This window comes from Massilia sp. BKSP1R2A-1, assembly GCF_050586525.1.
Lineage (GTDB): Bacteria > Pseudomonadota > Gammaproteobacteria > Burkholderiales > Burkholderiaceae_D > Telluria.
Genome location: NZ_JBOBRE010000006.1, coordinates 156062 through 180907 on the forward strand (window position 1 = coordinate 156062; position 24846 = coordinate 180907).

Annotated in this window: 18 protein-coding genes and 2 tRNA genes; 13 read left to right on the forward strand and 7 right to left on the reverse strand. The window is 65.5% G+C overall.

The genetic code is table 11. From position 1 onward, the window contains the following. Nucleotides 1–9 precede the first annotated feature (9 nt). The 3 genes from hemE to ACQ7JA_RS11475 all read left to right on the forward strand — a co-directional run bounded on the left by hemE (nt 10) and on the right by ACQ7JA_RS11475 (nt 4571). Nucleotides 10–1092, forward strand: coding sequence for a uroporphyrinogen decarboxylase (gene hemE, locus ACQ7JA_RS11465; RefSeq protein ID WP_430897704.1), 1083 nt, complete (start codon nt 10–12; stop codon nt 1090–1092). 565 nt (nt 1093–1657) lie between these two features. Further along, nucleotides 1658–3664, forward strand: a complete 2007-nt coding sequence (locus ACQ7JA_RS11470) for a primosomal protein N' (RefSeq protein WP_430897707.1) — start codon at nt 1658–1660, stop codon at nt 3662–3664. 79 nt (nt 3665–3743) lie between these two features. Then, the gene (locus ACQ7JA_RS11475) at nt 3744–4571 is read left to right on the forward strand and encodes a hypothetical protein (RefSeq protein WP_430897709.1); all 828 of its coding nucleotides are present in this window, start codon (nt 3744–3746) and stop codon (nt 4569–4571) included. On the opposite strand, the gene ACQ7JA_RS11480 is transcribed toward ACQ7JA_RS11475, so the two are convergent. After that, on the reverse strand, nt 4564–5424 hold the full coding sequence (locus ACQ7JA_RS11480; protein WP_430897711.1) for an oxygenase MpaB family protein: 861 nt from the start codon (nt 5422–5424) through the stop codon (nt 4564–4566). The genes ACQ7JA_RS11475 and ACQ7JA_RS11480 overlap by 8 nt on opposite strands. Before the next feature lie 126 nt (nt 5425–5550). On the opposite strand from ACQ7JA_RS11480, the gene ACQ7JA_RS11485 reads away from it, so the two are divergent. Beyond that, nucleotides 5551–6990 (forward strand): dihydrolipoyl dehydrogenase, encoded by a 1440-nt coding sequence (locus ACQ7JA_RS11485; RefSeq protein WP_430897713.1) that lies wholly within the window; start codon nt 5551–5553, stop codon nt 6988–6990. Nucleotides 6991–7092: 102 nt separating this feature from the next. Here the strand turns inward: ACQ7JA_RS11485 and ACQ7JA_RS11490 are convergent, their stop codons facing one another. Continuing rightward, complete coding sequence (locus ACQ7JA_RS11490; protein WP_430897715.1) at nt 7093–7578, reverse strand: SRPBCC family protein; 486 nt, start codon at nt 7576–7578, stop codon at nt 7093–7095. A gap of 175 nt (nt 7579–7753) precedes the next feature. Here ACQ7JA_RS11490 and ACQ7JA_RS11495 point away from each other — a divergent pair, with 175 nt between their 5' ends. The 3 genes from ACQ7JA_RS11495 to ACQ7JA_RS11505 all read left to right on the forward strand — a co-directional run bounded on the left by ACQ7JA_RS11495 (nt 7754) and on the right by ACQ7JA_RS11505 (nt 12395). Further along, nucleotides 7754–9814, forward strand: coding sequence for a UvrD-helicase domain-containing protein (locus tag ACQ7JA_RS11495; RefSeq protein ID WP_430897717.1), 2061 nt, complete (start codon nt 7754–7756; stop codon nt 9812–9814). Between the two features lie 145 nt (nt 9815–9959). Then, a complete protein-coding gene (locus ACQ7JA_RS11500) occupies nt 9960–12113 on the forward strand; it encodes a DUF4214 domain-containing protein (RefSeq protein WP_430897719.1) in 2154 nt (717 codons plus the stop codon). Between the two features lie 66 nt (nt 12114–12179). Beyond that, nucleotides 12180–12395: a SlyX family protein gene (locus ACQ7JA_RS11505; RefSeq protein WP_430897721.1), complete on the forward strand. Its 216-nt coding sequence runs from the start codon at nt 12180–12182 to the stop codon at nt 12393–12395. On the opposite strand, the gene ACQ7JA_RS11510 is transcribed toward ACQ7JA_RS11505, so the two are convergent. Then, nucleotides 12370–13671: an FAD-dependent oxidoreductase gene (locus ACQ7JA_RS11510; protein ID WP_430897723.1), complete on the reverse strand. Its 1302-nt coding sequence runs from the start codon at nt 13669–13671 to the stop codon at nt 12370–12372. The two genes, ACQ7JA_RS11505 and ACQ7JA_RS11510, sit on opposite strands and share 26 nt — an antisense overlap. 194 nt (nt 13672–13865) lie before the next feature. Here ACQ7JA_RS11510 and ACQ7JA_RS11515 point away from each other — a divergent pair, with 194 nt between their 5' ends. The 5 genes from ACQ7JA_RS11515 (at nt 13866) to ACQ7JA_RS11535 (ending at nt 21097) form a co-directional block, all read left to right on the forward strand. Then, entirely contained in the window at nt 13866–15986 is a 2121-nt protein-coding gene (locus tag ACQ7JA_RS11515) for a M3 family metallopeptidase (protein ID WP_430897725.1), read from the forward strand. A 33-nt stretch (nt 15987–16019) separates the two neighbouring features. Then, a complete protein-coding gene (locus tag ACQ7JA_RS11520; protein WP_430897727.1) occupies nt 16020–18146 on the forward strand; it encodes a M3 family metallopeptidase in 2127 nt (708 codons plus the stop codon). A gap of 79 nt (nt 18147–18225) precedes the next feature. After that, a complete protein-coding gene (locus tag ACQ7JA_RS11525) occupies nt 18226–18438 on the forward strand; it encodes a VF530 family DNA-binding protein (protein WP_430897728.1) in 213 nt (70 codons plus the stop codon). Between the two features lie 10 nt (nt 18439–18448). Then, nucleotides 18449–18745 carry a DUF4404 family protein gene (locus tag ACQ7JA_RS11530; protein ID WP_430897730.1) on the forward strand — a complete coding sequence of 99 codons (297 nt, stop codon included), beginning with the start codon at nt 18449–18451 and terminating at the stop codon, nt 18743–18745. Nucleotides 18746–18835: 90 nt separating this feature from the next. Then, nucleotides 18836–21097: a YgiQ family radical SAM protein gene (locus ACQ7JA_RS11535; protein ID WP_430897732.1), complete on the forward strand. Its 2262-nt coding sequence runs from the start codon at nt 18836–18838 to the stop codon at nt 21095–21097. Nucleotides 21098–21242: 145 nt separating this feature from the next. On the opposite strand, the gene ACQ7JA_RS11540 is transcribed toward ACQ7JA_RS11535, so the two are convergent. Both ACQ7JA_RS11540 and ACQ7JA_RS11545 read right to left on the reverse strand, forming a co-directional pair. Next, nucleotides 21243–22403 carry an AI-2E family transporter gene (locus ACQ7JA_RS11540; RefSeq protein WP_430897734.1) on the reverse strand — a complete coding sequence of 387 codons (1161 nt, stop codon included), beginning with the start codon at nt 22401–22403 and terminating at the stop codon, nt 21243–21245. Next, entirely contained in the window at nt 22400–22885 is a 486-nt protein-coding gene (locus ACQ7JA_RS11545) for a cyclic nucleotide-binding domain-containing protein (RefSeq protein WP_430897736.1), read from the reverse strand. Before ACQ7JA_RS11545 ends, ACQ7JA_RS11540 begins: the two co-directional genes overlap by 4 nt. A gap of 248 nt (nt 22886–23133) precedes the next feature. On the opposite strand from ACQ7JA_RS11545, the gene ACQ7JA_RS11550 reads away from it, so the two are divergent. Beyond that, nucleotides 23134–24285, forward strand: a complete 1152-nt coding sequence (locus ACQ7JA_RS11550; protein ID WP_430897738.1) for a diguanylate cyclase — start codon at nt 23134–23136, stop codon at nt 24283–24285. Nucleotides 24286–24614: 329 nt separating this feature from the next. Here the strand turns inward: ACQ7JA_RS11550 and ACQ7JA_RS11555 are convergent. Next, nucleotides 24615–24691: transfer RNA gene (locus ACQ7JA_RS11555), tRNA-Asp, on the reverse strand. Between the two features lie 41 nt (nt 24692–24732). After that, nucleotides 24733–24808, reverse strand: a tRNA-Val gene (locus ACQ7JA_RS11560). Between the last annotated feature and the right edge of the window lie 38 nt (nt 24809–24846).

Sequence of the window (24846 nt, forward strand, 5' to 3'; positions counted from 1 at the left end):
TTGTCAGCCATGCCACAATTCGCCCCGCTCCAGAACGACACCTTCCTGCGTGCGCTGCTGCGCCAGCCGACCGACTACACCCCGGTGTGGCTGATGCGCCAGGCGGGCCGTTACCTGCCGGAATACCGCGCCACGCGCGAACGCGCCGGCTCGTTCCTTGGCCTGGCGAAGAACCCGGATTTCGCCACCGAAGTCACGCTGCAGCCGCTCGACCGCTATCCGCTGGACGCCTCGATCCTGTTCTCGGACATCCTCACGGTGCCGGACGCGATGGGCCTGGGCCTGTACTTCTCCGAGGGCGAGGGGCCGAAGTTCGAGCGCCCGCTGCGCACGGAAGAGGCGGTGCGCGCCCTGCAAGTGCCGGATATGGCGTCGCTCGACTATGTCTTCAAGGCGGTGACCCAGATCCGCACCGCCATCAACGGCCGCGTGCCGCTGATCGGCTTCTCGGGCAGTCCCTGGACCCTGGCCTGCTATATGGTCGAAGGCGGCGGCTCGCGTGAATTCCACACCATCAAGAAGATGATGTACCAGCGCCCGGACCTGATGCACCACATCCTGGACACCAATGCGCGCGCGGTGGCGCAGTACCTGAACGCCCAGATCGACGCCGGCGCCCAGGCCGTGATGATCTTCGACTCCTGGGGCGGCGCGCTGGCCGATGGCGCGTACCAGGAGTTCTCGCTGAAGTACATGCAGCAGATCCTCAACAGCCTGCAGCGCGAGAAGGACGGCGTGCGCATCCCCGCCATCGTCTTCACCAAAGGCGGCGGCCTGTGGCTGGACGAGATGGCCGACATCGGCGCCGACGCGCTGGGCCTGGACTGGACCGTCAACCTGGGCAAGGCACGCGCGCTGGTGGGCGACCGCGTGGCCCTGCAGGGCAACCTCGACCCGGCCATCCTGTTCGCCGCGCCGGAACAGATCCAGGCGGAAGTCGAGCGCTCGCTCACCGCCTACGGCACCCCTTCGGCCGGCCATGGGCACGTGTTCAACCTGGGCCATGGCATCTCGCAATTCACGCCGCCGGAATCGGTGACGGCCATGGTCGAAGCCGTCCACAACTTCAGCCGCCGCCAGCGCGCCGCCTGAAGCGTTTGCGAACTGGTTTCGCTGCGGCAGGAGGTTGCCGCAGCAAAATCACACTTGTTCACAAGTTCGTAAAACATCAAAATTATTCCTGTGGACATCTCTGCCTCATCGAAAAATACGCAAACCAATGATTCTTAAGCGATTTTTTCATGATGAACTGTGGATTTACACAGTAGAGTTCGCTAGTCAGCCGTAAAATGTCCCCACTTCCCCTTCCTTGTTCACAAAGTTATCAACAGGATGGCTGCTGAGTGGGGAAAAGTGCTTGGTTTACGCGGACTTAGCTCAACTCTTCAAGTAAGGTGTGAAGTTCGTGGTGCGCCGCAGCGAGTTTTCCCATTACACATGTGCAGTTATGCACAGCAAGGCGATTCCAGCCCGACTTGTTAACAGGGATAACTCATGTTTCGCAAGCTATTGATTTTTCGGGAAAATTTATTGTTGCGTCCACGAATCCCCGGATTTGAGTTGATCTAACGTAAACCTCGTACCCGGTCAAGTACCGCGCTATTCACAAAGTTTTCCACAGCTTTCCAGCGCTTTCCACTTACCAAGAAGGTCGGATTTGGCACACTGCTTCCTACAAGTCGCCCTCGATACGCCGCTCAACAGCTGCTTCGACTACCGCTGGCCCTGCGCCCCGGGTGAGGAGCCGCAAGTCGGCCAGCTGGTGCTGGTGCCCTTCGCGCGGCGCGAGGTGGTCGGCCTGATCGTGGCGGTGAAAGGGGAGACGGATGTCCCTGTGGACAAGCTGAAGGACGCAATCGCCGTGCGCAGCCAGCTGTCGCCGCTGCCGGAGCGCTGGATTGCGCTGGCGCGCTTTGCCGCCGACTACTACCAGCGTCCGCTGGGCGAGGTGGCCTTGCCCGGCCTGCCGAAGAACCTGCGGGTGCCCAAGACCGTGGCTCTGGACCGCGCGCTGAAAAAACTGGCAAAGGTGGAGGCCGCGCACGACGCGACACCCTCCGGCATGCCCGTGCTGAACCCGGCGCAGCAGGAAGCCGCCAACGCCATCGGCAGCGCCGAGGGCTTCGCGCCCATGCTGCTCTACGGCGTGACCGGCAGCGGCAAGACCGAGGTGTATCTGCAGGCCTGCGCCCAGGTGCTGGCGCGGGAGCCGGACGCACAGATCCTGGTGCTGGTCCCCGAGATCAACCTGACACCCCAGCTGGAAGGGAATATCCAGGCGCGCTTCCCCGGCATAATGCTGGCTACTTTGCACAGCGGGCTGTCCGAGGGCGAGCGCATGCTGCACTGGCTGGCCGCGCACGAGGGCCAGGCCCGCATCGTGCTGGGCACCCGCCTCGCGATCCTGTCCTCGCTGCCGAACCTCAAGCTGATCGTTATCGACGAGGAGCACGACCCCTCCTACAAGCAGCAGGAAGGCCTGCGCTACTCGGCGCGCGACCTGGCCGTATGGCGCGCCCACCAGCTGGGTATCCCGATCGTGCTCGGTTCGGCCACGCCCTCGCTCGAGACCTGGCACCATGCGGGCTCAGGCCGTTACCGCAAGCTGGAACTGCGCGAGCGCGCCGTGCGCGCCGCCGTGCTGCCCACCGTGAAGCTGGTCGACACCGAGCGTGACCGCCCCAAGGAAGGTTTGAGCGGCGCCGTGATCGCGGCCCTGCGCCAGCGCCTGGACCGCGGCGAGCAGTCGCTGCTGTTCCTGAACCGGCGCGGCTATGCCCCCGTGATCTCCTGCGACGCCTGCGGCTGGATCAGCAACTGCACCCGCTGCACCGCCTTCATGGTGCTGCACAAGCCCGAACACCGCCTGCGCTGCCACCACTGCAGCCTGGAGCTGCGCATTCCGCGCCATTGCCCGACCTGCGGCAACGTCGACCTGCAGCCGTTGGGACGCGGCACCCAGCGCGTCGAGGAAGGACTTGCCGCGATGTTCCCGGAAGCGCGCATCCTGCGCATCGACGCCGACTCCACGCGCCTGAAGGGCAGCGCCCAGGCGGCCTTCGATACCGTGCACCGGGGCGAGGTCGACATCCTGGTGGGCACCCAGATGGTCGCCAAGGGCCACGACTTCAAGAAACTCACCCTGGTCGGCATCCTGAATCCGGATACCGCGCTGTTCTCGCAGGATTACCGCGCCAGCGAGCGCCTGTTTGCCCAGCTGATGCAGGTGGCGGGCCGCGCCGGGCGGGCGGGCGCGGCTTCCGAGGTGCTGGTGCAGACCCGCTACGCCAGCCATCCGCTGTACGGCGCCGTGATGCGCCACGACTACGACCGCTTCGCCGGCAGCCTGCTCGAGGAACGCCGCCAGGCCGGCCTGCCGCCCTTCATGTACCAGGCCCTGCTGCGCGCCGAGGCGCCGGAGCTGGCGAACGCCATCGCCTTCCTGGAGGCGGCGCGCGACAGCCTCGTTTCCGATGCAGTCATGATCAACGACCCGATCCCGATGACGATGATGCGCGTGCACAACACCGACCGCGCCCAGCTGCTGGTGGAATCTTCTTCGCGCCCGGCGCTGCAGCACTTCCTGCGCGAGTGGGTCGAGATCCTGCGCGCCATGAAGTCGCGCGTGCGCTGGTCGCTCGAGGTCGATCCCATCGATATCTGAGCCCTTGTAAATATTCGTGAGAATCCGCGCTCCGGATGTCTGCTAGAGTCGCCGCTCACCACTTCAAGGGAGCGAGAACATGGACAGGCTGACCGGCACGGCATCGAAGCGCTTACTGGCAGCGTGCATCCTGCTGGCTGCGGCACCCGCAGCCATGGCGACGCTCCCCACCGACGGCGAAATCGCGGTCGCCGAAATCCGCCGCCGCATCGAGAACCGCGACTGCACGGGCGCCATCGAGCGGCTCAAGGAAGGCCTGGCCAAGAACGAGGCAGAAGTGGCGCTCATGGGCGGCTCCATGTTCGAGCATGGCGTGTGCGTGCGGCGCGACTGGCAGCGTGCGATTCCGCTCTACGTGCGCGCGTCCGAAGGCGGCCAGCAGGAAGCCGCCGAGCGGCTGGCGGCCGGCTATGCGGATCCGGCCAATGGTCCCGACGCCGCTTCCGCCATTTGGTGGGCCTGGCGCGGACGGGATTTCAGGCTGGAGGGCTGCGGTGTCGACGGCAAGATGCCGCTCGATCCGGACCGGCTGGTGGCCGAGATGGGCAAATGGCCGGCCACGCAGCTGGCCTATTGCGTGTACGTGGCCGGTGTCATGTCGACGATTTCGGCCGAGATGCGCTATCCCGAGCTGGCCGCCGGCGTCGCGGTCGGCGGCGACGTCTCGCTGCGCTTCTATCCGGCCACGCCGCGTGTCGAGCTGCAGCAGACCGGCTCGCAGGATTACGAACTGGTGGGCTACTTCGCGGTCGACCGCCTGCGCGACCGCAAGCGCAAGGCCGTCACGGGCGGCTTCGCGAATGCCGTGGGCGAGGTGGCCGACCGGGCCCTGAAGCGCTACCCGCACCCCGCGGGAATGCCGCAGGACGCGGTGATCGAAAGCCGGTATACCTTCTACATCAAGTAGGCCCGGGCGGCAGGGCAAGCCGGCGCGCGGCCTGCGCCGGCGGCATCTCGTCCAGCGGCAGCAGGGCGGCGGCGCGTGCGAGTCCCCGCACCAGCAGGGCTTCTCCGGGACGCAGGCCGCCTGCGCGCAGCTGCGGCAGCGCGCGCACCGGCTCGGGCACGATCTGCACGGCGGCGCGCAGCAGCAGGCGCTGCAAGCCGCGCAGCGGCGCCGGCAGGATAGTCGCGTCCCGCATGATGCGCATGAAGTCGGCGAGGATGTCGGACCCTTCCAGGCCAGGCGCCGTCCTGGCGAGCAGCGCCTCCCACTCGCACCAGGAACGCGGCGCCCCGGTCGCGCCATACAGGCCCGCAGCCAGCTCGCCTTCGGCGAAGGCCGCATCCTTCTCGCGCGCGGACAGGGGCTGCACGTAGGCGTGATAGGCCTCGGTGAATCCGAAGGCGGCGGTGGCCTGCACCCAGTCGAGCAGGCGCGGATCGCTGGCGTGGTAAGGCAGGCCGTCCGGGGTATGGCCCTCGACCCGGCCATGCATGCGCAGCACGCGCGCGATCACCTTTTCCGCTTCCGAACGCGGCCCGTAGACCGTCATCATGGCCGCGAAACCCGTGCGCCGCAGGCGGATGCCGGGATCGCGCTTGAAATTGCTGTGGTCCCAGACGCCGGAGCGAACCGAGGGCTCGGCGAGCTCCAGCAGCACGGCCGCCACCCCGCCGATGAAAAGGGAGACGGGGTTGGCGAACACGCGCCAGGCGACGCCATCGCTCGGCGCCAGGGCCGGCTCGCCGGCCGGCTGGCTGAAGTCGAACGCCATGCCTGGGGGCGGGCGCATCAGCTCGCGTATGGTTTCCAGCATCGGCGTCCTTTCGAATCGATCGTTCCACCTGCCACATCGGGACGATTGTGCGCCGAACAAGCTTGCGCCGCCAGCAGCCCGGCCGGAAATGGCGTATCGTTCCGGCATGAACATGCGGAGAAGACCATGAAGAAACTGGTTGTTGACGTCGCCATCATCGGCACCGGCACCGCCGGCATGACGGCCTATCGTGCGGCCAAGGCGCAGGGCGCCCGCACCGTGGTGATCGAGAGCGGCGTGTATGGCACCACCTGCGCGCGGGTCGGCTGCATGCCCAGCAAGCTCCTGATCGCGGCCGCGGAAAGCGCGCATGCGATGCAGCATTCGGCGCCTTTCGGGGTGCACGCGGGCGAGGTCCGCATCGACGGTCCGGCCGTGATGGAGCGGGTGCGGCGCGAGCGCGACCGCTTCGTCGGCTTCGTGCTGGAGAGCGTCGAGTCCTTCGACGAAGCGGACAAGCTGCGCGGCCACGCGCGCTTCACAGGCCCGCATACCCTCACCGTGGACGACCATACCGAGATCACCGCGGCGCGCATCGTGATCGCCACCGGCTCCACGCCGCTGCGCCTGCCGGCGCTGGAGAACGTCGGCCCCGGGGTCGTCACCTCCGACGACGTGTTCTATTGGGACGACCTGCCGAAGTCGGTCGCCGTGATCGGCACCGGCGTGATCGGCCTCGAGCTGGGCCAGGCCTTGCATCGCCTCGGCGTGCGCGTAAAACTGTTCGCGCGCGGCGGCAGCATCGCCCACATCAGCGATCCGGAAGTGCTGCGCGCCGCCGGCCGCGTGCTGAACGAGGAGCTCGACATCCAGTTCCAGAGCAAGGTCGTGCGCGCCGTGCAGGAAGGCGACGAGGTGGCATTGACGGTTGCCGACGCCCTCGGCAAGGAGCAGACCGAGCGCTTCCAGTTCGTGCTGATGGCGGCCGGGCGCACCCCCAACGTGCACGACATCGGGCTGGAGCACACGGGCCTGGAACGGGGCGAGGACGGCATCCCCCATTTCGACGCGCGCACCATGCAATGCGGGAACAGCCACATCTTCATCGCCGGCGACGCCAACAACGAGCGTCCGCTGCTGCACGACGCGGCCGACCATGGCAAGATCGCCGGCGACAACGCGGGCCGCTACCCGGACGTGCGTCCCGGCCTGCGCCGCACGCCGATTGCGGTGGCCTTCACCGAGCCGAACATCGCGACGCTGGGCGCCAGCTACAAGTCACTGGTCGAAGGCGGCAAGCGCAAGTTCGCGGTGGGCTCGGTTTCCTTTGCGAACCAGGGCCGCAGCCGGGTGATGTTGCAGAACAAGGGGATGCTGCGCGTGTACGCCGAATTCGGCTCGCGCCGCTTCCTGGGCGCCGAGATGATCGCGCCGCGCGCCGAGCACCTGGCCCACACCCTGTCCTGGGCCTGCCAGATGCGCATGACGGTGGACCAGATGCTGGAGATGCCCTTCTACCACCCGGTGATCGAGGAGGGCGTGCGCACGGCGCTGCGCGACCTGGCCCAGTGCCTCACGAAAGGCGAAAGCGACGTCGACGCGGCGGATACCGAGCCGGGGACGTAGCGCGGACGCTCCCGCGCCCACGCGTTCAGCCAGCGTGAAAACGGACGATGCGCCACATGTCAACGTGTAGTTGAACGCGTGGGCGGGGACCGCCCACCCTACTTAATTCAAGAGGCTTGCGTCCAGCCTCCCTTCGCCCGCCAGCTGGCGCAGGATGCGCACGGTGTCGATGTCGGCTTCCTGGTAGGCCGAGCGCTTGAAGTCGTCGTACATTTCATTGGCCGGGTCGGTGTGCTCGCCCTGGCCGTCGTCGTAGCAGAAGCGCACCAGCAGCACGGCGCTGGTCGGCGCCTCGATCTTCATGACCAGGCTGGAGGCGGCGATCTCTCCCTGGGCCGGCACCTCGTAGCGCACTTCCTTCAGCGGCGTCAGGTGCACCACGTCGTCGATCACCAGGTCGCCGTAGCGCAGGCGGCGCTTGAAGCTCCCGCTGCTGCGCTCGCCGATGGTGCACTCGTCAAGATGCGGTACGAACAGGGTCGGCGATTCGGCGCGCAGGACCAGTCCGCGCCACAGCTGTTCGATCGAGATGGTGTCGATCAGCGGGTTCATCGGATCGTTGATCTGGATGAGATGTTCAAATTTCATGTGCTGGTGTCCAAAAAGCCTCGGCGCGCGGCGCCGCAAGGGTGAAATGGTACCCGATTGCGCCGCTTCCTGCCGCGCCGGGGCGGTGTTGCAAACACGTTCACACGCCATCTTTTGCCTGCGCGTTGTCGAACTCATCGTTACAATACCCGGCCATCCTGCAGAAATCTTTCCCATGTCCAACGCACCCAAATTCGGCCTCAACGGGCCGCAAAGCGAAGCCGTGCTCTATCTCGACGGCCCTTGCCTGGTGCTGGCCGGCGCCGGCTCGGGCAAGACGCGCGTGATCACGCAGAAGATCGCCTACATGATCGAGCACTGCGGCTACGATCCGCGCACGATCGCGGCGCTCACCTTCACCAACAAGGCGGCCCTCGAGATGCAGGAGCGGATCGGCAAGCTGCTCAAGCAGCCCAAGCAGGCCAAGCAGCTCACCGTGTCCACCTTCCACTCCCTGGGCGTGAAAATCCTGCGCCAGGAAGCGGCCGGGGTCGGCCTGAAGGACAAGTTCTCGATCATGGACAGCGACGACTGCTACACCGTGGTCTCCGACCTGGCGCTGACCACCGACAAGCAGGAAATCCGCCGCATCCAGAACGCGATCTCGCTGTGGAAGAATGGCCTGGTCGACCCGGAAGACGCAATCAAGAATGCCAAGGACGAGGACGAGGCGATGTCCGGACGCGTCTACCGCAGCTACCTCGCCACCCTGCAGGCCTACCAGGCGGTCGACTTCGACGACCTGATCCGCCTGCCGGTGGAGCTGTTCCGCAACAACGAATCGATCCGCGACCGCTGGCAGCGCCGCCTGCGCTACCTGCTGATGGACGAATACCAGGACACCAACACCTGCCAATACGAACTGGTCAAGCTGCTGGTGACGGGCCTGGGTAAAAAACCGATGTTCACGGCCGTGGGCGACGACGACCAGGCCATCTACGCCTGGCGCGGCGCCTCGGTGGAAAACCTCAAGACCCTGCAGACCGACTTCCCCGACCTGCGCGTCATCAAGCTGGAACAGAACTACCGCTCGACCACCCGCATCCTGCAGGCGGCCAACGCCGTCATCGGCAACAATCCGAAGCTGTTCGAGAAGTCGCTGTGGTCCGAGCACGGCCTGGGCGAGCCGATCGAGGTGCTGGGCATGCAGAGCGACGAGCAGGAGGCGGAGCGGGTCGCCATCATGATCTCGGCCGACCATTTCCAGCGCAAGAACAAGTGGACCGACTACGCCATCCTCTACCGCGGCAACCACCAGGCGCGCGTGATGGAGCAGGCCCTGCGCAAGGAGCGCATCCCCTACACCATGTCGGGCGGCCAGAGCTTCTTCGACAAGGCGGAGATCAAGGACATCATCGCCTACCTGCGCCTGATCGCGAACCAGGACGACGACCCGGCCTTCATCCGCGCCGTCACCACCCCGAAGCGCGGGGTCGGCATGGCCACGCTGGAGACGCTGGGCGAATTCTCCAGGCAGTGGAACTGCTCGCTGTTCGAGGCCGCGCGCAAGGGCGGCCTGGAAGCCAAGCTGGCCGAGCGCCAGCTGGCGCCGCTGCGCGATTTCTGCCGCTTCATGCTGGAACTGGAAGACCGCGCCACCCGCCCGGGCCCGTCCGGCAGCGGCGACAACGCGGCCGAGGTGCTGGACGACATGATGAAGGAGATGAACTACGAGCACTACCTGTACGAGAACTTCGACGACCGCGCAGCCCAGGCCAAGTGGCAGAACGTGCTTGAGTTCACCAACTGGCTGAAGGAACGGGGGCGCGGCGGACGCGACCGCGACGGCGAGGAAAAGAATCTGCTGGAACTGACCCAGATGGTGGCCCTGATGTCGATGCTGGAAGGCTCGGACGAGGAACAGGATGCCGTGCGCATGTCGACCCTGCACGCCTCCAAGGGTCTGGAATACCCGCACGTCTTCCTGGTCGGGGTCGAAGAGGGCATCCTGCCGCACAAGGGCGACCCGGACGCGCCGGTGGAAATCATCGCGGCCCGCATCCAGGAAGAACGCCGCCTCATGTACGTGGGCATCACGCGCGCCCAGCGCACCCTGCGCCTGACCTGGTGCAAGAAGCGCAAGCGCGCCGGCGAACTGGTGCACTGCGAACCGTCGCGCTTCATCAAGGAGATGGCGCTCGACGTCGGCGATGCCCCGCCCAAGGAAACTGAAATCCTGAGTCCAAAGGAGCGGCTCGCCAACCTGAAGGCTCTGCTGAGCATGCCCAAAGCGTAAATTTGGCAAGAAAGACGTTGCGGATAAGCCTTGAACGGGAACTAACGGATGCGCACGATTGAAATTCTTATTTGACTTCATCTGTGCCGCAGGAAATACTTTCCGCCAAGCGAGTTCATCCGCAACACTTCTTACCAATCAAGCAATGGCCACCGTTTCCGATATCACGATCACCCCCTTGTCCGGGCTCAACCACATCGACGCCCTGCTGGACACCGGTCCAGACTGGAACTTCCTGACTTCCAACACGGCGAATACCCTCTACTACACGTTTTCGGTTTCATCCGGCAATGAAGGCGGCAGGACCGGCCAGGAAGCGTTCACGCTGGCGCAGCAGTCGGCGGCACGCTATGCCTTCAATTACCTGCAGCAGGTCACCGGCATCAAGTTTGTCGAGACGAGCCTGGGCACGTCGGCACAAATTCACCTGGCCAATCTTGATATCAGCGGCGCATCGACGACGGGCCTGTGCAGCTGGTCCAGCAATTATTCCTTTACGGGCGATAAGCTGAACAGTTATTCCGCCAACGCCTATGTGTACCTCGATAACGCGGAATGGTTCGGCTATAACCGCGACCTGACCCCGGGCGGCGTCGGCTACCAGACCCTGCTGCACGAGCTGGGCCATGCCATCGGCCTGGGCCATCCCTTCCACGAGTCCGACGAGGAACATCACACCCACTTGCCCGCAGGCCAGGACAACACCGCCAACACGATCATGTCGTACACCGACATCGGCGGACCGTACTCGACCTTCAGCCCCTATGACATCGCCGCGCTGAACTGGCTCTACGGCGGTGACGGCCTGGGCGGCGCGCTCGGCATCAATTCGACCACGGGCGCGCGCTACATTACCGGCACCGGCAGCGCGGACCGCCTGGTCGGCACCGCCGCCGACGACATGTTCGCCGGCATGGGCGGCAGCGACACCATCCTGGGTGGACAGGGCAACGACACCGTCGTGTTCAACGGCGTGCGTAGCGCCTACACCTTCAGCATGAACACGAGCGGCGAACTGATCGCCACCCACGCGAGCGGCATCGTCACCATGTCCAGCATCGAGACGCTGGCATTTTCCGACGGGCGCTTCGCCGCATCGCAGCTGTTCAACGATACCACCGCACCCCAGGCGCCGAAGATCGGCGTGTCGAAGAACGCCAATGGCTACGCCTTCAGCAAGCCGGTGGTGAGCGGCACCGCCGAAGCCAATGCCATGATCAAGGTGTATGCCGGCGATCGCCTGGTGGGCGAGACCCAGGCCGACGCAAGCGGCATCTGGCAAGTGGTGGCGCAGCAATTCGCCAACGGACTGAACTACTCGGTGCGCGCAACCGCCATTGATGGCGCAGGCAATGTCTCCGAGTTCAGCGAGTCGGTCAGCTTCCACATCGACGGCACCGCGCCGATCCGCCCGACCGCCAAGGCGACCCTGGCCGAGGGCGGTAACCAGCCGGTCTTCAGCGGCACCGGCGAAGCCGGCACCCTGATCCAGCTGGTGCGCCTCGGTACCGTCACCGAGATCGGCCGCACCGTGGTCAAGGCCGACGGCACCTGGTCGATCGACTCGCCGGCCCTGCCGAACGGCAGCTACGAGGTGCGCGCGGCATCGTCGGACATCGCCGACAACGCCACCACTACCGTCGACTCGATGATCTTCACGATCGACAATCCGCTCAACAAGACCGGCACGACCGGCATGGACCGCTTCACGGCGGCCGAGGGCAACGCCGCCATCGACGGCGGCCAGGGACGCGACACCGTCGTGTACGCCGGCGCGCGCGCCGACTTCACGATCGAACGCACCGTGTACGGCGTGACCGTCACCGACAAGACCGGCAAGTTCGGCTCGGACAACCTGATCAACGTCGAACGCATCCAGTTCAACGACACCATGGTCGGCCTGGACATCGACGGCGCCAGCGGCCAGATCTACCGCCTGTACAAGGCCGCCTACGACCGTGCCCCGGATGCGGGTGGACTGAAGCACTGGATGTGGGTCTCCGACATGGACAAGTTCTCGCTGGCCCAGATCGCGGAATTCTTCACCCAGCTGCCCGAATACCAGGAGCTCTACCTGAAGGACGATCCGTCGAACTCGCACTTCGTCACGCTGCTGTACCAGCACGTGCTGCACCGCGAGCCGGAGAAGGCGGGCTTCGACCACTGGATGTGGACCCTGAACGAGAACAAGCTCACGCGCCCCGAGGTGATGGCCTTCTTCGCGGAGAGCCCGGAGAACAAGGCGCAGGTGATTGCCGAGATCAACAACGGCGTCGAATACATCGGCACCCCGACCTGAACGGCGCCTGGCGGCGCAAGGCTGGCATAATGCCGGCTTTGCGCCGGCGTTCGCCGGGAGGACGCCATGAGCCAGGAAGACCCCATCACCGACCGCTTCGTCGACATCGAAATCAAGCTCGCCCACCAGGAAGACCTGGTCGAGACGCTGAACGACACCATCTACCGCCAGGGACGCCGCATCGACCAGCTCGAAGCCCTGGTCGCCTCCCTGGTCGACCACGTGCGCACCCTGCAATCCACCCGCCAGGGGCCGGTCAACGAGAAGCCGCCTCACTACTAAGCAGTTCTCCCAGCCGCTTGCCCAGGCACAGCAGGGTCAGGGTCGGCGGCAATCCCCACGCTCCCGGAATCACCGAGGCGTCGCAGACATGCAGGCCCGGCGCCGCGCGCAGCGCGCTGTCGACACCATGCGGTGCGCCGATCGGCACGCTGCCGCCCGGATGGGCGGCGAAATGGTGGGTCGCGAAGACGTGGCGCGCGCCGGCCTGCTCGAGGATCTGGCGCGCCATCGCGACGCCTCGTGTGAAACGCGCACGGTCGCCGCCCGTCAGGCGCTTGTCGACCCAGCGCGGGCCGACGCTGCCGCCGACATCGTCGCGGATCTTCACCATCACGCTGAGCGTGCGCGCATGCGCCTTGATGCGGTCGAGGCGGCCGGCCTGCAGCGCGAAGGCCTGGTACATCGGGCGCGGGAGGGTCAGGTCGGCCAGGCTGATGCCCTCGGCCGGGAAGCCGGCGCCGGCCGCCATCGGCACTTCCGCGCCACCGTCGATATCGTCGACGGTCCCCATCACCGCCACCACCGGATCGCTGAAGAAGGACGCACGACGCGGCCGCAGGCCGCTTCGGTGCAGCAGGCGCGGGCTCTGGATGCCGCCGGCCGCCAGCACCACCAGCGGCGCCCTGGCCTGGCGCCGCGCGCCGTCGCGCAGCACCTCGACACCCTCTGCACGGCCGTCCTCCATCAGCACCCGCAGCACCCGGCTGCGATCGAGCAGCACGGCGCCATGGCCGCAAGCCTCGTCGACGAAGTCGCGCGCGCTCCATTTGGCGCCGTAGGGACAGCCGTAGACGCAGCGCCAGCAACCGCTGCGGCAGGCCTGCGGGCGGATCATCTTGTCCAGTTTCCGCCAGTCGAAGCCAGCAGCGCGGGCGGCTGCCATCAGGCGCGCCGCCATCGGGCCGACCAGCTTGTCGGGCAAGGGCGCCAGCGGCAGTTCGGCGCGCAGTGCATCCAGGGCCGGGGCGAGGTCGATGCCGTGCGCCGCGAAGGTCGCCAGCGGCGGCGGCGCGGCGGTGGCGAAGTTCAGCGCCGAGCTGCCGCCCAGCGTGGTGCCGGACACCAGCAGCGAGGCGTCGCGGTGCAGCCAGGCGCCGCGGCCCGGGAGGGCCATGGTCGCCATCTGGCCCAGGGTGCCCTTGAGCGGCGCCGCGCTGCCCTGTTCCAGTACCAGCACGCGCTTGCCCGCGCGCGCCAGCTCGCGCGCCGTGGCCGCGCCGCCGGGACCGGTGCCGACGACGATGGCGTCATAGGAGCAGGAGAGCTGTGAATCCATGGTGGACGGATGCTATCACGGCCGGTTTTGATACATGCCGCTACATGCCTGAAACATGGCCGAAACATTGGCTCGCCTATGCGGCATACATACGGTTTTTGTTGTGACGACATGCGTACAGCCTGCTATGATCGTCGCGCAACGGCTGCCCGGCATGCCCGGCAGCTCCCTCCCAAGAGTCCGTGAAAGATCCCATGAACCGACCCCACCTGCTCATCGTTGCCGCCAGCCTCGCGCTCGCGCACACCGCGATCGCCGCACCAGTTCTGGACGCCTCGAACCCCTTCGCCAAGCCCAGCAGCCTGCCGCTGAACTATCCGGCTTTCGACAAGATCAAGAACGAACACTTCCTGCCCGCCTACGCGGCCGGCATGGCCGAGCACCTGCGCGAGATCGACGCGATCGCCAGGAACAAGGCGGCGCCTACTTTCGACAACACCATCGTGGCGATGGAGCGCGCCGGCGAGATGCTGGCGCGGGTATCGAGCGTGTTCTCCAACCTGCAGACCGCCAACACCAACGACGCGCTGGACGCGGTCGACCGCGAGATGTCGCCCAAGCTGGCCGCGCACAACGACGCGATCTACCTGAATCCGGCGCTGTTCCAGCGCATCAAGACACTGCACGCCAAGCGCGCGACCCTCAAGCTGGACGCCGAATCGAAGCACCTGCTCGAGCGTGTGTACAAGGAATTCGTGCGCGCCGGCGCGAATCTCTCCGCCGCCGACAAGGACAAGCTCAAGAAGTACAACGCCGAGATCGCGTCGCTGCAGTCCGAGTTCTCGCAGCGCGTGCTGAAGGAAGCCAATGCGTCGGCCCTGATCGTCGACACCCGCGCGGAACTGGCCGGCTTCTCCGACGCCGAAATCAGTGCCGCCGCCGCGGAAGCGGACAAGCGCGGCCACAAGGGCAAGTTCGCGATCGCCATCGTCAACACCAGCAGCCAGCCGGCGCTGTCCAGCCTCACCAATCGCAAGACCCGCGAACGCCTGATGGCGGCCTCGCTGAACCGCGGCAGCCGCGGCGGCGAGTTCGATTCGCGCGACCTGGTCCTGAAACTGGCCAAGCTGCGCGCCGAACGCGCCACCCTGCTGGGCTACCCGAACTACGCGGCCTATTCGCAGGAACTCGAAACCGCCAAGAACCCGGCCGCCGTCAACAAGCTGCTGGCGGAACTGGCCAAACCCGCCGTGAACAACGCGCGCAAGGAAGCGGGCGAGATCCAGAAAGTGATCGATCAAGAGAAGGGCGGCTTCCAGGTCGCCTCGTATGACTGGCCGATCTACCAGGACAAGGTGCGCGCCGCGAAGTACAACTTCGACGAGAACCAGCTGCGCCCCTATTTCGAGTTGAACCGCGTGCTGGTGGATGGCGTCTTCTTCGCCGCCACCAGGGAATACGGCATCACCTTCAAGGAGCGCAAGGACCTGCCGGTCTACGACCCGGAAGTGCGCACCTTCGACGTGTTCGACCACGACGGCAAGCAGCTGGCCATCTTCATCTTCGACCCCTACGCACGCGGCAACAAGCAGGGCGGCGCCTGGATGAACGAGTACGTGTCGCAATCTGCCCTGCTGGGCAAGCGCCCGGTGGTCGGCAACCACCTGAACATCCCGAAGCCGCCAAAGGGCGAGCCGACCCTGCTCACCTACGACGAGGTGCGCACCGCCTTCCACGAGTTCGGCCACGCCCTGCACGGCATGTTCTCGAACGTGAAGTATCCGCACTTCTCGGGCACCAATGTGCCGCGCGACTTCGTCGAGTACCCCTCGCAGGTCAACGAGATGTGGGCGATCTGGCCTGAAGTGCTGGCCAACTACGCCAAGCACCACCAGACCGGCGCGCCGATGCCGAAAGAGCTGCTGGACAAGGTGGTCGCGTCCAAGAAGTTCAACCAGGGCTATATGACCACCGAGTACCTGGCCGCTTCGCTGCTCGACCAGCGCTGGCACCAGCTGAAACCTTCCGAGATCCCGACCGACGTGCTGGCCTTCGAAGCCAGGGCGCTCAAGGACGCGGGCGTGGACTACGCGCCGGTGCCGCCGCGCTATCGCACCACCTATTTCTCGCACTCGATGAACGGCGGCTATTCGGCCGGCTACTACGCCTACCTGTGGAGCGAGAAGCTGGACGCCGACACGGTCCAGTGGTTCACCGAGAGCGGCGGCCTGTCGCGCAAGAACGGCGACCACTTCCGCAAGACCCTGCTCTCGCGCGGCGGCAGCGCCGATGCGATGGACCTGTTCCGCGACTTCCGCGGCCGCGACCCGGTCATCGAACCGCTGCTGGAACGCCGCGGCCTGACCGGAAACTGATTTTTCGCACCACTTCAACAAGACAGAGATACCATGATCCGTCCACACATCCTGCTGGTCGCCGCTGCAGGCGCCGCCTCCACCCTGGCCTACGCAGCCCCGGCTTCCATGCTGGAAGCCTCGAACCCCTTCGCCAAGCCGAGCACCCTGCCGTTCCAGTACCCCGCCTGGGACAAGATCCGCAACGAGCACTTCGCCCCGGCCTTCGCGGAAGCCATGCGCCAGGAAGCCGCGGAGATCGAAAAGATCGCCAACAACAAGGCTGCCCCGACGTTCGAGAACACCATCGTCGCGATGGAGCGCTCTGGCCAGCTGATGAACCGTGTCGGCACCGCCTTCGGCACCCTGAAGGGTTCCTACACCAACCCCACCCTCCAGGCACTGGACAAGGAACTGGCGCCGAAGCTGTCGGCCCACAACGATGCGATCCGCCTGAACCCGAAACTGTACGCGCGCATCAAGTCGCTGTACGAGAAGCGCAGCAAGCTGGGCCTGGACGCCGAGTCGCAGTACCTGATCGAGCGCTACCACACCGACTTCGTGCGCGCCGGCGCCAAGCTGTCCGACGCCGACAAGGCCAAGCTGAAAGCGATGAACGGCGAACTGGCCGCCCTGTCGACCCAGTTCGCGCAGAACGTGTTGAACGAAGCGAATGCCTCGGCGCTGGTGGTCGACACCCGCGCCGAGCTGGCCGGCATGTCGGACAAGCAGATCGACGCCGCGGCCGCGGAAGGCAAGAAGCGCGGCCTGGACGGCAAGTTCGTGATCCCGGTCGTGAACACGACCCAGCAGGCCGGCTTGTCCGTACTGACCAACCGCGCCACCCGCGAGAAGCTGCTGGCCGCGTCGCTGGCGCGCGGCTCGCGCGGCGGTGAATACGACAACCGCGAGGTCGTCCTGAAGCTGGCCAAGCTGCGCGCCGAACGCGCCGTGCTGCTGGGCTACCCGAACCACGCGGCCTACAGCCTGGAAGACCAGACCGCCAAGACCACCGGCGCCGTCAACGGGCTGCTGGCCGAATTCGCCAGGCCGGCCGTGAACAACGCGCGCAAGGAAGCGCTTGAAATCCAGAAGGTGATCGATGCCGAAGGCGGCGGCTTCAAGGCGGCGGCGCACGACTGGGGCTTCTACAGCGACAAGGTGCGCGCCGCGAAGTATTCTTTTGATGCCAGCCAGCTGCGCCCCTACTTCGAACTGAACCGCGTCCTGCAGGATGGCGTCTTCTTCGCCGCCACCAAGGAATTCGGCATCACCTTCAAGGAACGCAAGGACCTGCCGGGTTATGTCGAGGACGTGCGCGTGTTCGACGTGTTCGACGTCGACGGCAAGCAGCTCGCCATCTTCACCTTCGACCCGTATGCGCGCCCGAACAAGCGTGGCGGCGCCTGGGCCAATGCCTGGGTCCCGCAGTCGAAACTGATGGGCACGAAACCGGTCATCGCCAACAACCTGAACATCGCCAAGCCGGCCGCGGGCGAGCCGACCCTGCTCACCTACGACGAAGTGCGCACCACCTTCCACGAGTTCGGCCACGCCCTGCATGGCATGTTCTCGGATGTGAAATACCCGCGCTTCTCGGGATCGCGCGTGCCGCGCGACTACGTCGAGTTCCCTTCGCAGGTGAACGAGATGTGGATGGCCTGGCCGGAAGTGCTGGCCAACTATGCGAAGCACTACCAGACCGGCGCGGCGATGCCGAAAGAGCTGCTCGACAAGGTCCAGGCCTCGCAGCAGTTCAACGAAGGCTTCCGCACCACCGAGTACCTGGCTGCTTCGCTGCTGGACCAGGCCTGGCACCAGCTGTCGCCGAACCAGATCCCGACCGACGTGCTGGCGTTTGAAGCGGCCGCACTGAAGCAGGCCGGCGTCGACTTCGCACTGGTCCCGCCGCGCTACCGCACCACGTACTTCTCGCACACCTTCTCGGGCGGCTACTCGGCCGGCTACTACGGCTACCTGTGGGCCGAGAAGCTGGACGCGGACACCGTCAACTGGTTCAAGGAGAACGGCGGCCTGACCCGCAAGAACGGCGACCACTTCCGCAAGACCCTGCTGTCGCGCGGCGGCACGCTGGATGCGATGCAGATGTACCGCAACTTCAGCGGCCGTGATGCGCGGGTAGAGCCGCTGCTGGAGCGTCGTGGCCTGAGCGGCGAGTAAGCCGGTTCGATGCGCCGGCCGTGCAATGCGGCCGGCGTTTGCTACACTCCCTCCAAGCATCACAACCAGCCCTGCATCGATGAGTGTTCAACCCCTTCACGGTATTACCTTAGAATCCCTACTGACCCGCCTCGTCGAGCACTACGGCTGGGAGGGACTCGGCCGCAGGATCGATATCAATTGCTTCCAGAAAGACCCGAGCATCAAGTCGAGCCTGAAATTCTTGCGCCGCACCCCATGGGCGCGCGAGCAGGTCGAGAAGCTGTACCTCGATACCCGCTTCACCAACTAGCGAGAACGACATGCTGAGTGACAACCAGAACGCACACGATGCCGACCTGAAAGCACGCCTGAAAGCCCTGCACCGCCAGCTGCAGGAAACCAACGACGTCGATCCGGAGCTGGAAACCCTGCTGCGCCAGCTCGACGGCGACATCGACCGGGCGCTCGAGCGCCGCGCCGAGCAGCAGCTCGACGACAACACCTATGGCCTCGGTTCCCGTACCCAGGAACTGGCCGCCCGCTTCAATACACGCCACCCGACCGTCTCGACCGGCCTGCGCGAGCTCGGCAATATCCTGTCGAATATGGGTATTTAAGCGGCGTTAGTGCCACAAGTCATTGATAACTAAGCCATTTTTCGGTCGCCCAGACGACCGGAAAACGGTTTTCCGGTACAATACCGGCCAATGAACGCCCCCCAGAACCTTTTCGCGAGCGTGCCGAAGCGCTCCAGCCGCGCGCCAAGCGCGCCTTTCCTCCCGATGTCCCGTGCTGAAATGGACAAGCTCGGGTGGGATTCGTGCGACATCATCCTGATCACCGGCGACGCCTACATCGACCACCCGAGTTTCGGGATGGCGCTGGTCGGCCGCCTGCTGGAAGCGCAGGGCTACCGCGTCGGCATCATCAGCCAGCCGGACTGGACCTCGGTCGAGCCCTTCCGCGCGCTCGGCAAGCCGAACCTGTACTGGGGCATTACCGCCGGCAATATGGACTCGATGGTCAACCGCTACACGGCCGACCGCAAGATCCGCTCCGACGACGCCTACACCCCGAACGCCGAGCCGAACAAGCGCCCCGACCGCGCCGTGACGGTCTATTGCCAGCGCGCCCGCGAAGCCTTCCCGGGCGTGCCCGTGATCGCCGGCAGCATCGAGGCCTCGCTGCGCCGCATCGCCCACTACGACTACTGGTCGGACAAGGTGCGCCGCTCGGTGCTGTTCGAGTCGAAGGCCGACATGCTCATCTTCGGCAATGCCGAGCGCGCCCTGGTGGACGTGACGCGCCGCATCGCCGCGGGCGAAAACATCCGCGAAATCCGCGACCTGCGCGGCACCGCCTTCCTGGTCCCGAACGGCTGGCTGCCGGACGACGAATGGACCGTGCACAACTCCACCCGCGTGGACGTGCCGGGCCGCATCGACAAGCAGCCGAACCCGTATGCGATGGCGCTGGAAGACCCGAAGCAGTGCGCGCTGGACAATGCCGCACCAGAACCCGTGGCCAAGCCGGTCATCATCATGACGCGCGAAGAGCGCCAGGCCGCCGCCCGCGAAAAGGCGAGAAAAACCGTGGTGCGCCTGCCGTCGTTCGAGACCGTGAGCGAAGACCCGGTGATGTATGCGCATACTTCGCGCGTGTTCCACCTGGAGTCGAACCCGGGCAATGCGCGCGCGCTGGTGCAGCAGCACGGCGACCGCGACGTCTGGCTGAACCCGCCGCCGCTGCCGCTGGCGATGGACGAGATGGACAACGTCTACGACCTGCCATACGCGCGCGCGCCGCACCCGAGCTATGGCAAGGCCCACATCCCGGCCTGGGAAATGATCCGCTACTCGGTCAACATCATGCGCGGCTGCTTCGGCGGTTGCACCTTTTGCTCGATCACCGAGCACGAAGGCCGCATCATCCAGAGCCGCTCGGAGCCGTCGATCCTGCGCGAGATCGAACTCATCCGCGACACGACCAAGAACTTTGCCGGCACGATCACCGACCTCGGCGGCCCGACGGCGAACATGTACCGCCTGGCCTGCAAGGATAAAAAAATCGAGGAATCCTGCCGCCGCCTGTCCTGCGTCTACCCGACGATCTGCAGCAACCTGGGCACCGACCACAGCAAGCTGATCTCGCTGTACCGCAAGGCGCGCGCCATCCCGGGCATCAAGAAGATCCTGATCGGTTCCGGCCTGCGCTACGACCTGGCCGTGCGCTCGCCCGAGTACGTGAAGGAACTCGTCACCCACCACGTGGGCGGGCTCCTGAAGATCGCGCCGGAGCACACCGAGCAGGGCACCCTGTCGAAGATGATGAAGCCGGGCATCGGCGCCTACGACGAGTTCAAGCGCCTGTTCGACAAGTTCTCGATGGAAGCGGGCAAGAAACAGTACCTGATCCCCTACTTCATCGCGGCCCACCCGGGTTCGACCGACGAGGACATGCTGAACCTGGCCCTGTGGCTGAAGAAGAACAACTTCAAGCTCGACCAGGTGCAGACCTTCACGCCGACGCCGATGGCCATGGCGACCACCATGTACCACTCGGGCAAGAACCCGCTGGCGAAGGTGACGGAAGATTCGGAAGTCGTCGAGACGGCAAAAAGCGGCAAGACCCGCAAGCTGCACAAGGCCTTCCTGCGCTACTACGATCCGGAGAACTGGCCGATCCTGCGCGAGGGCCTCAAGCGCATGGGCCGTGGCGACCTGATCGGTACTGGCGAGCGCCACCTGATTCCCCCGGCTGGCGTCGAACCGGGGCCGGAGTGGGACCGCAAGCGCATGGTGCCGGGCGGGACGCCGGTGACCGAGCGCGAGGTCGGCAAGCGCGGTCCTGGCAATGCGCGCGGCAAGGTGCAGGTGCGCGTCGAGCGTGCGCCGGCGGCGGTCGTGGCGTCCAAAGCCAGGCCGTCGATTCTTGACACGATTAAAACGAAGCCGAAGAGCAAACGGTAGGGGTGCAGCGGTCCAGTGGACCGGTGCACGGCTTCGCCGTCCGCGCGTTCAACCAGCGTAAGAATGGACGATGCGCGTTATCTCACCGTGTAGTTGAACGCGCGGACGGGAATTTAGTCCACTGGACTAAATTCCCCCGTCCACCCTACAACTCCGCGTTCGTGATCCGGGCGCGCCGCTCCTGCGCCACATCGAGATCCAGATTCGCCTGGCGCTTGCGCAATTCCAGCGCATAACGATGCCGCGCGCGCAGGCGCGGATTCGTCACCAGGCGGCCCAGGGTCTCGCCCACCACCATCACCACGCCCAGCAGCGGCAGCACCAGCATCAGCCCCACCACCCCGGCCAGGGCGCCGCCGATGAAGATCATCAGGACCGTCACCAGCGGATGCACGCGGATGCTGCGCCCGAGGGTCAGGGGCATGAACACGAAGTCGTCCAGCAGGCGCACCAGCACGAACACCCCGATCGCGCCATAGGCGATGAAGGGATTGTTGGGCGCGTCGGTCGAGGCGACGATCACCACCAGCACGCAGCCCACCACCGAGCCGACGAAAGGCACCCAGGCCAGCACCGCCGACATCAGGCCGAGCAGCAGCGGCGACGACACGCCGATCGTCCACAGGCCCAGCGCCAGCACCGCGGTATCCAGCACCGTCAGCTTGAGCAGGCCCTCGAAATAGCGGCGCGCGGTCTGGTCGACTTCGTGCAGCAGGTACAGGGCCCGCTCAAAGTAGGCGTTCGGCACCGCGCGCGCCAGGAATTTCTTGAAGCGCAGGCCGTCGCGCAGGAAGAAGAAGGTCAGGAAAGGCGCCAGCAGCAGCGAAGGCACCCAGGTCGCCAGCGCCACCAGGATCTCGCCCAGGTGCTTCTCGGCGAAGTCGTCGGTGAAGCGGCGGAAGATGCCGTTGATGGTCGAGGTCAGGTGCATCTCGGCCAGCAGCGGGAAGCGCTTCTCGAGCAGGGTCATGGTGTTGTGCACGAAGGCGACCCCGCCGTCGAGGTAGAGGCCGATCGTCTTTTCCCACGACTCTTCTTCCGGGCCGCGGCTCCACGAGAAGGCGGCCGTCAGGGCCAGGCCGAGGAAGGCGAAGAACAGCAGGCACACCAGCAGGGTGGCGCTGTTGCGGCTGTAGCCGGCGCGCACCATGCGCTGCATCGGCCCCACCAGGATGTAGTGCAGCACCCCGCCGAAGAGGAAGGGCAGGGCCAGCCACAGCATCTGCTGGACCACCAGCAGCAGCACGCAGGTGGCCGCGATGATGCCGGTCCAGACGACCGGCCCGGCGCGCTCGCTGCGGTTCATAGGGCTTCCAGCTGGGGCCGGCCGGTGCCCATCCATTCGCGCAGGCGCAGGCCGATGTGGCGCGCCAGCGCCAGCGAGATCTTGGAGCCGATTACGGCGTCGGTTTCCAGCAGGCCGAGGAAGTCGGCGCGGAAGAACACCGCCATCTCGCAGGGCTCGACGGCGCGCGCCTGGGCATTGCGCGGCGAGTTGTCGAGCAGGGCAAGGTCGCCGAAGAAGCTGCCCGGCCCGAGCTCGGCCACGACCTGGTTGCTGCCCTGGTGCAGCTTGTTGATCACCACCCGGCCGCTCATGATGAGGTACAGGGCCTGGCCTTCCTCGCCCTCGTCGAAGACGATCTCGTCGGGCAGGTAGCGGCGCTCGTGCAGCATGCCGTCGACGATCTTCAGTTCCAGCGGGCTCAAGGCCGAGAACAGCGTCGAGTTCTTCAGACGGTGCAGGCGCGGCGACATCTTGGGCGACTTGAGGAAACCGAAAATCACGATTGCTCCAGAATGGTGCGTTGTTGTTGTCGGACGATTATCCGCTATCAAGTGCTGCTATGCATCAAAAAGCTGAATGCCGGCTTTGCCTGGTGACCAACTGTTGCAGTTTGCGCATCCGACCCGCCGTCCTGTTCAATTGTGTAAAACAAGTAAACAAAAACGTGTAAGATAATTCTTTAAGGCAATATATATTACTCTTATAACATGATTCCGAGACAGCTGCGCGTATTGCCGAGGGACGATCGGTGATCGACATTCCTTCCTTCCTGCTGGCGCTCGGCCTGGGCAACGTCGCCTTCGCTATTCTGATGGCGGGTTATACCCATGGCGCCGCACCCAGCCCCGGCCTGCGCCTGTGGATGTGGGCGCGCTTCGGCATGGGCCTGTGCCAGCTGCTGGGCTGGTCGCGCGGCTACCTGGCCGTGCCGGCGCTTCATGGCCTCGAGGGCGCGGGTTGGATCCTCGCAGTTGCGCTCGAGATCGCCGCCTATTGCATCTTCTTCGGCCTGGAGCGCTGGCGCCGCGTGCTGCTGCCGGTTAGCGCGCTGGCGCTGGCCATCGTGCTGGCGGCGGGCAGCGCCGGTGCGCCGGTCGGTTATCTCACCGCCCTGGTGGCCGGCGTCGTCGCCCTGTTCGCGGCCGGCATGGCCTGGATCCTGCTGCGTCCCAGCCGCCGCGCCTCCCTACTGCAGCGGATCATCGGCGCCAACGATGCCCTGTTCGCGGTTTCGGTGGCCTGGTGGGCCGCCAGCAGCCTGGCCGGCGATGCGCCGCTGGGAAAGCAGGCGCAGGAGACCGCCTACCTTGCCGGTTACCTTCTCATGATCGTCAACGGCTTCGGCTTTCTGCTGCTGTGCAAGCAGAAGGACGATGCCGAGATGGCGCGCATGGCCACCACTGACAGTCTCACCGGCCTGCCGAACCGCGCTGCCTTCCTCGAGCGCGCCGAAGGGGCGCGCCAGGCTGCGCTGCGCCAGCGCCAGCCGCTGGCCATGGCGATGATGGACATCGACCACTTCAAGCAGATCAACGACCGCTTCGGCCACGCCAGCGGCGACGAAGCCTTGACCGTCTTCGCCCGCACCGCGCGCGCCACCCTGCGCAGTCACGAAATGGTGGGGCGCCTGGGCGGCGAGGAGTTCGCGATGGTGCTGCCGAATACCGGCCTGGATGGCGCGCTGCAGGCCGCCGAGCGCCTGCGCCTGGCGGTGCGCGATGCGACGGTGATCACGAGCGGCACGCCGTACATCATGACGGTGAGTATCGGTGTCGTGGTACTGGATCCGAATGAGGAACTAAGTGCGGCCTTGGCCCGTGCCGATCACGCTCTGTATGCCGCGAAGAGCGGAGGAAGAGATCGCGTGGAAGTGGGACAGCCGCAGGCGCGCCGTGCCTGATGAAAAAAACGGTAGATGTTTCGACGACTCTGACGGGGCTCGCCCACGTCCCGCGGGCCGCGGATTGCCTTGTAAGGCAATCCCTTCGAGCCCATGGCCCGTGTTCTCCCGCAGGGGAGAACACTCTGATAGAAAAGAAAAAGGGTCCGACGAATCGGACCCTTTCCTTTGATACTGGCGGAGCGGACGGGGCTCGCCCACGTCCCGCGGGCCGCGGATTGCCTTGCAAGGCAATCCCTTCGAGCCCATGGCCCGTGTTCTCCCGCAGGGGAGAACACTTTGATAGAAAAGAAAAAGGGTCCGACGAATCGGACCCTTTCCTTTGATACTGGCGGAGCGGACGGGGCTCGAACCCGCGACCCCCGGCGTGACAGGCCGGTATTCTAACCAACTGAACTACCGCTCCGTTTACTCTGATCATTACTTCGATCAACCATCTGAACTGGCTGGTGGGCGCTGAGAGGCTCGAACTCCCGACCTAATCCTTGTAAGGGATCCGCTCTACCAACTGAGCTAAGCGCCCGTTCTCTATTCAGAGGTTTCTGTCTGACGCTTGTCATT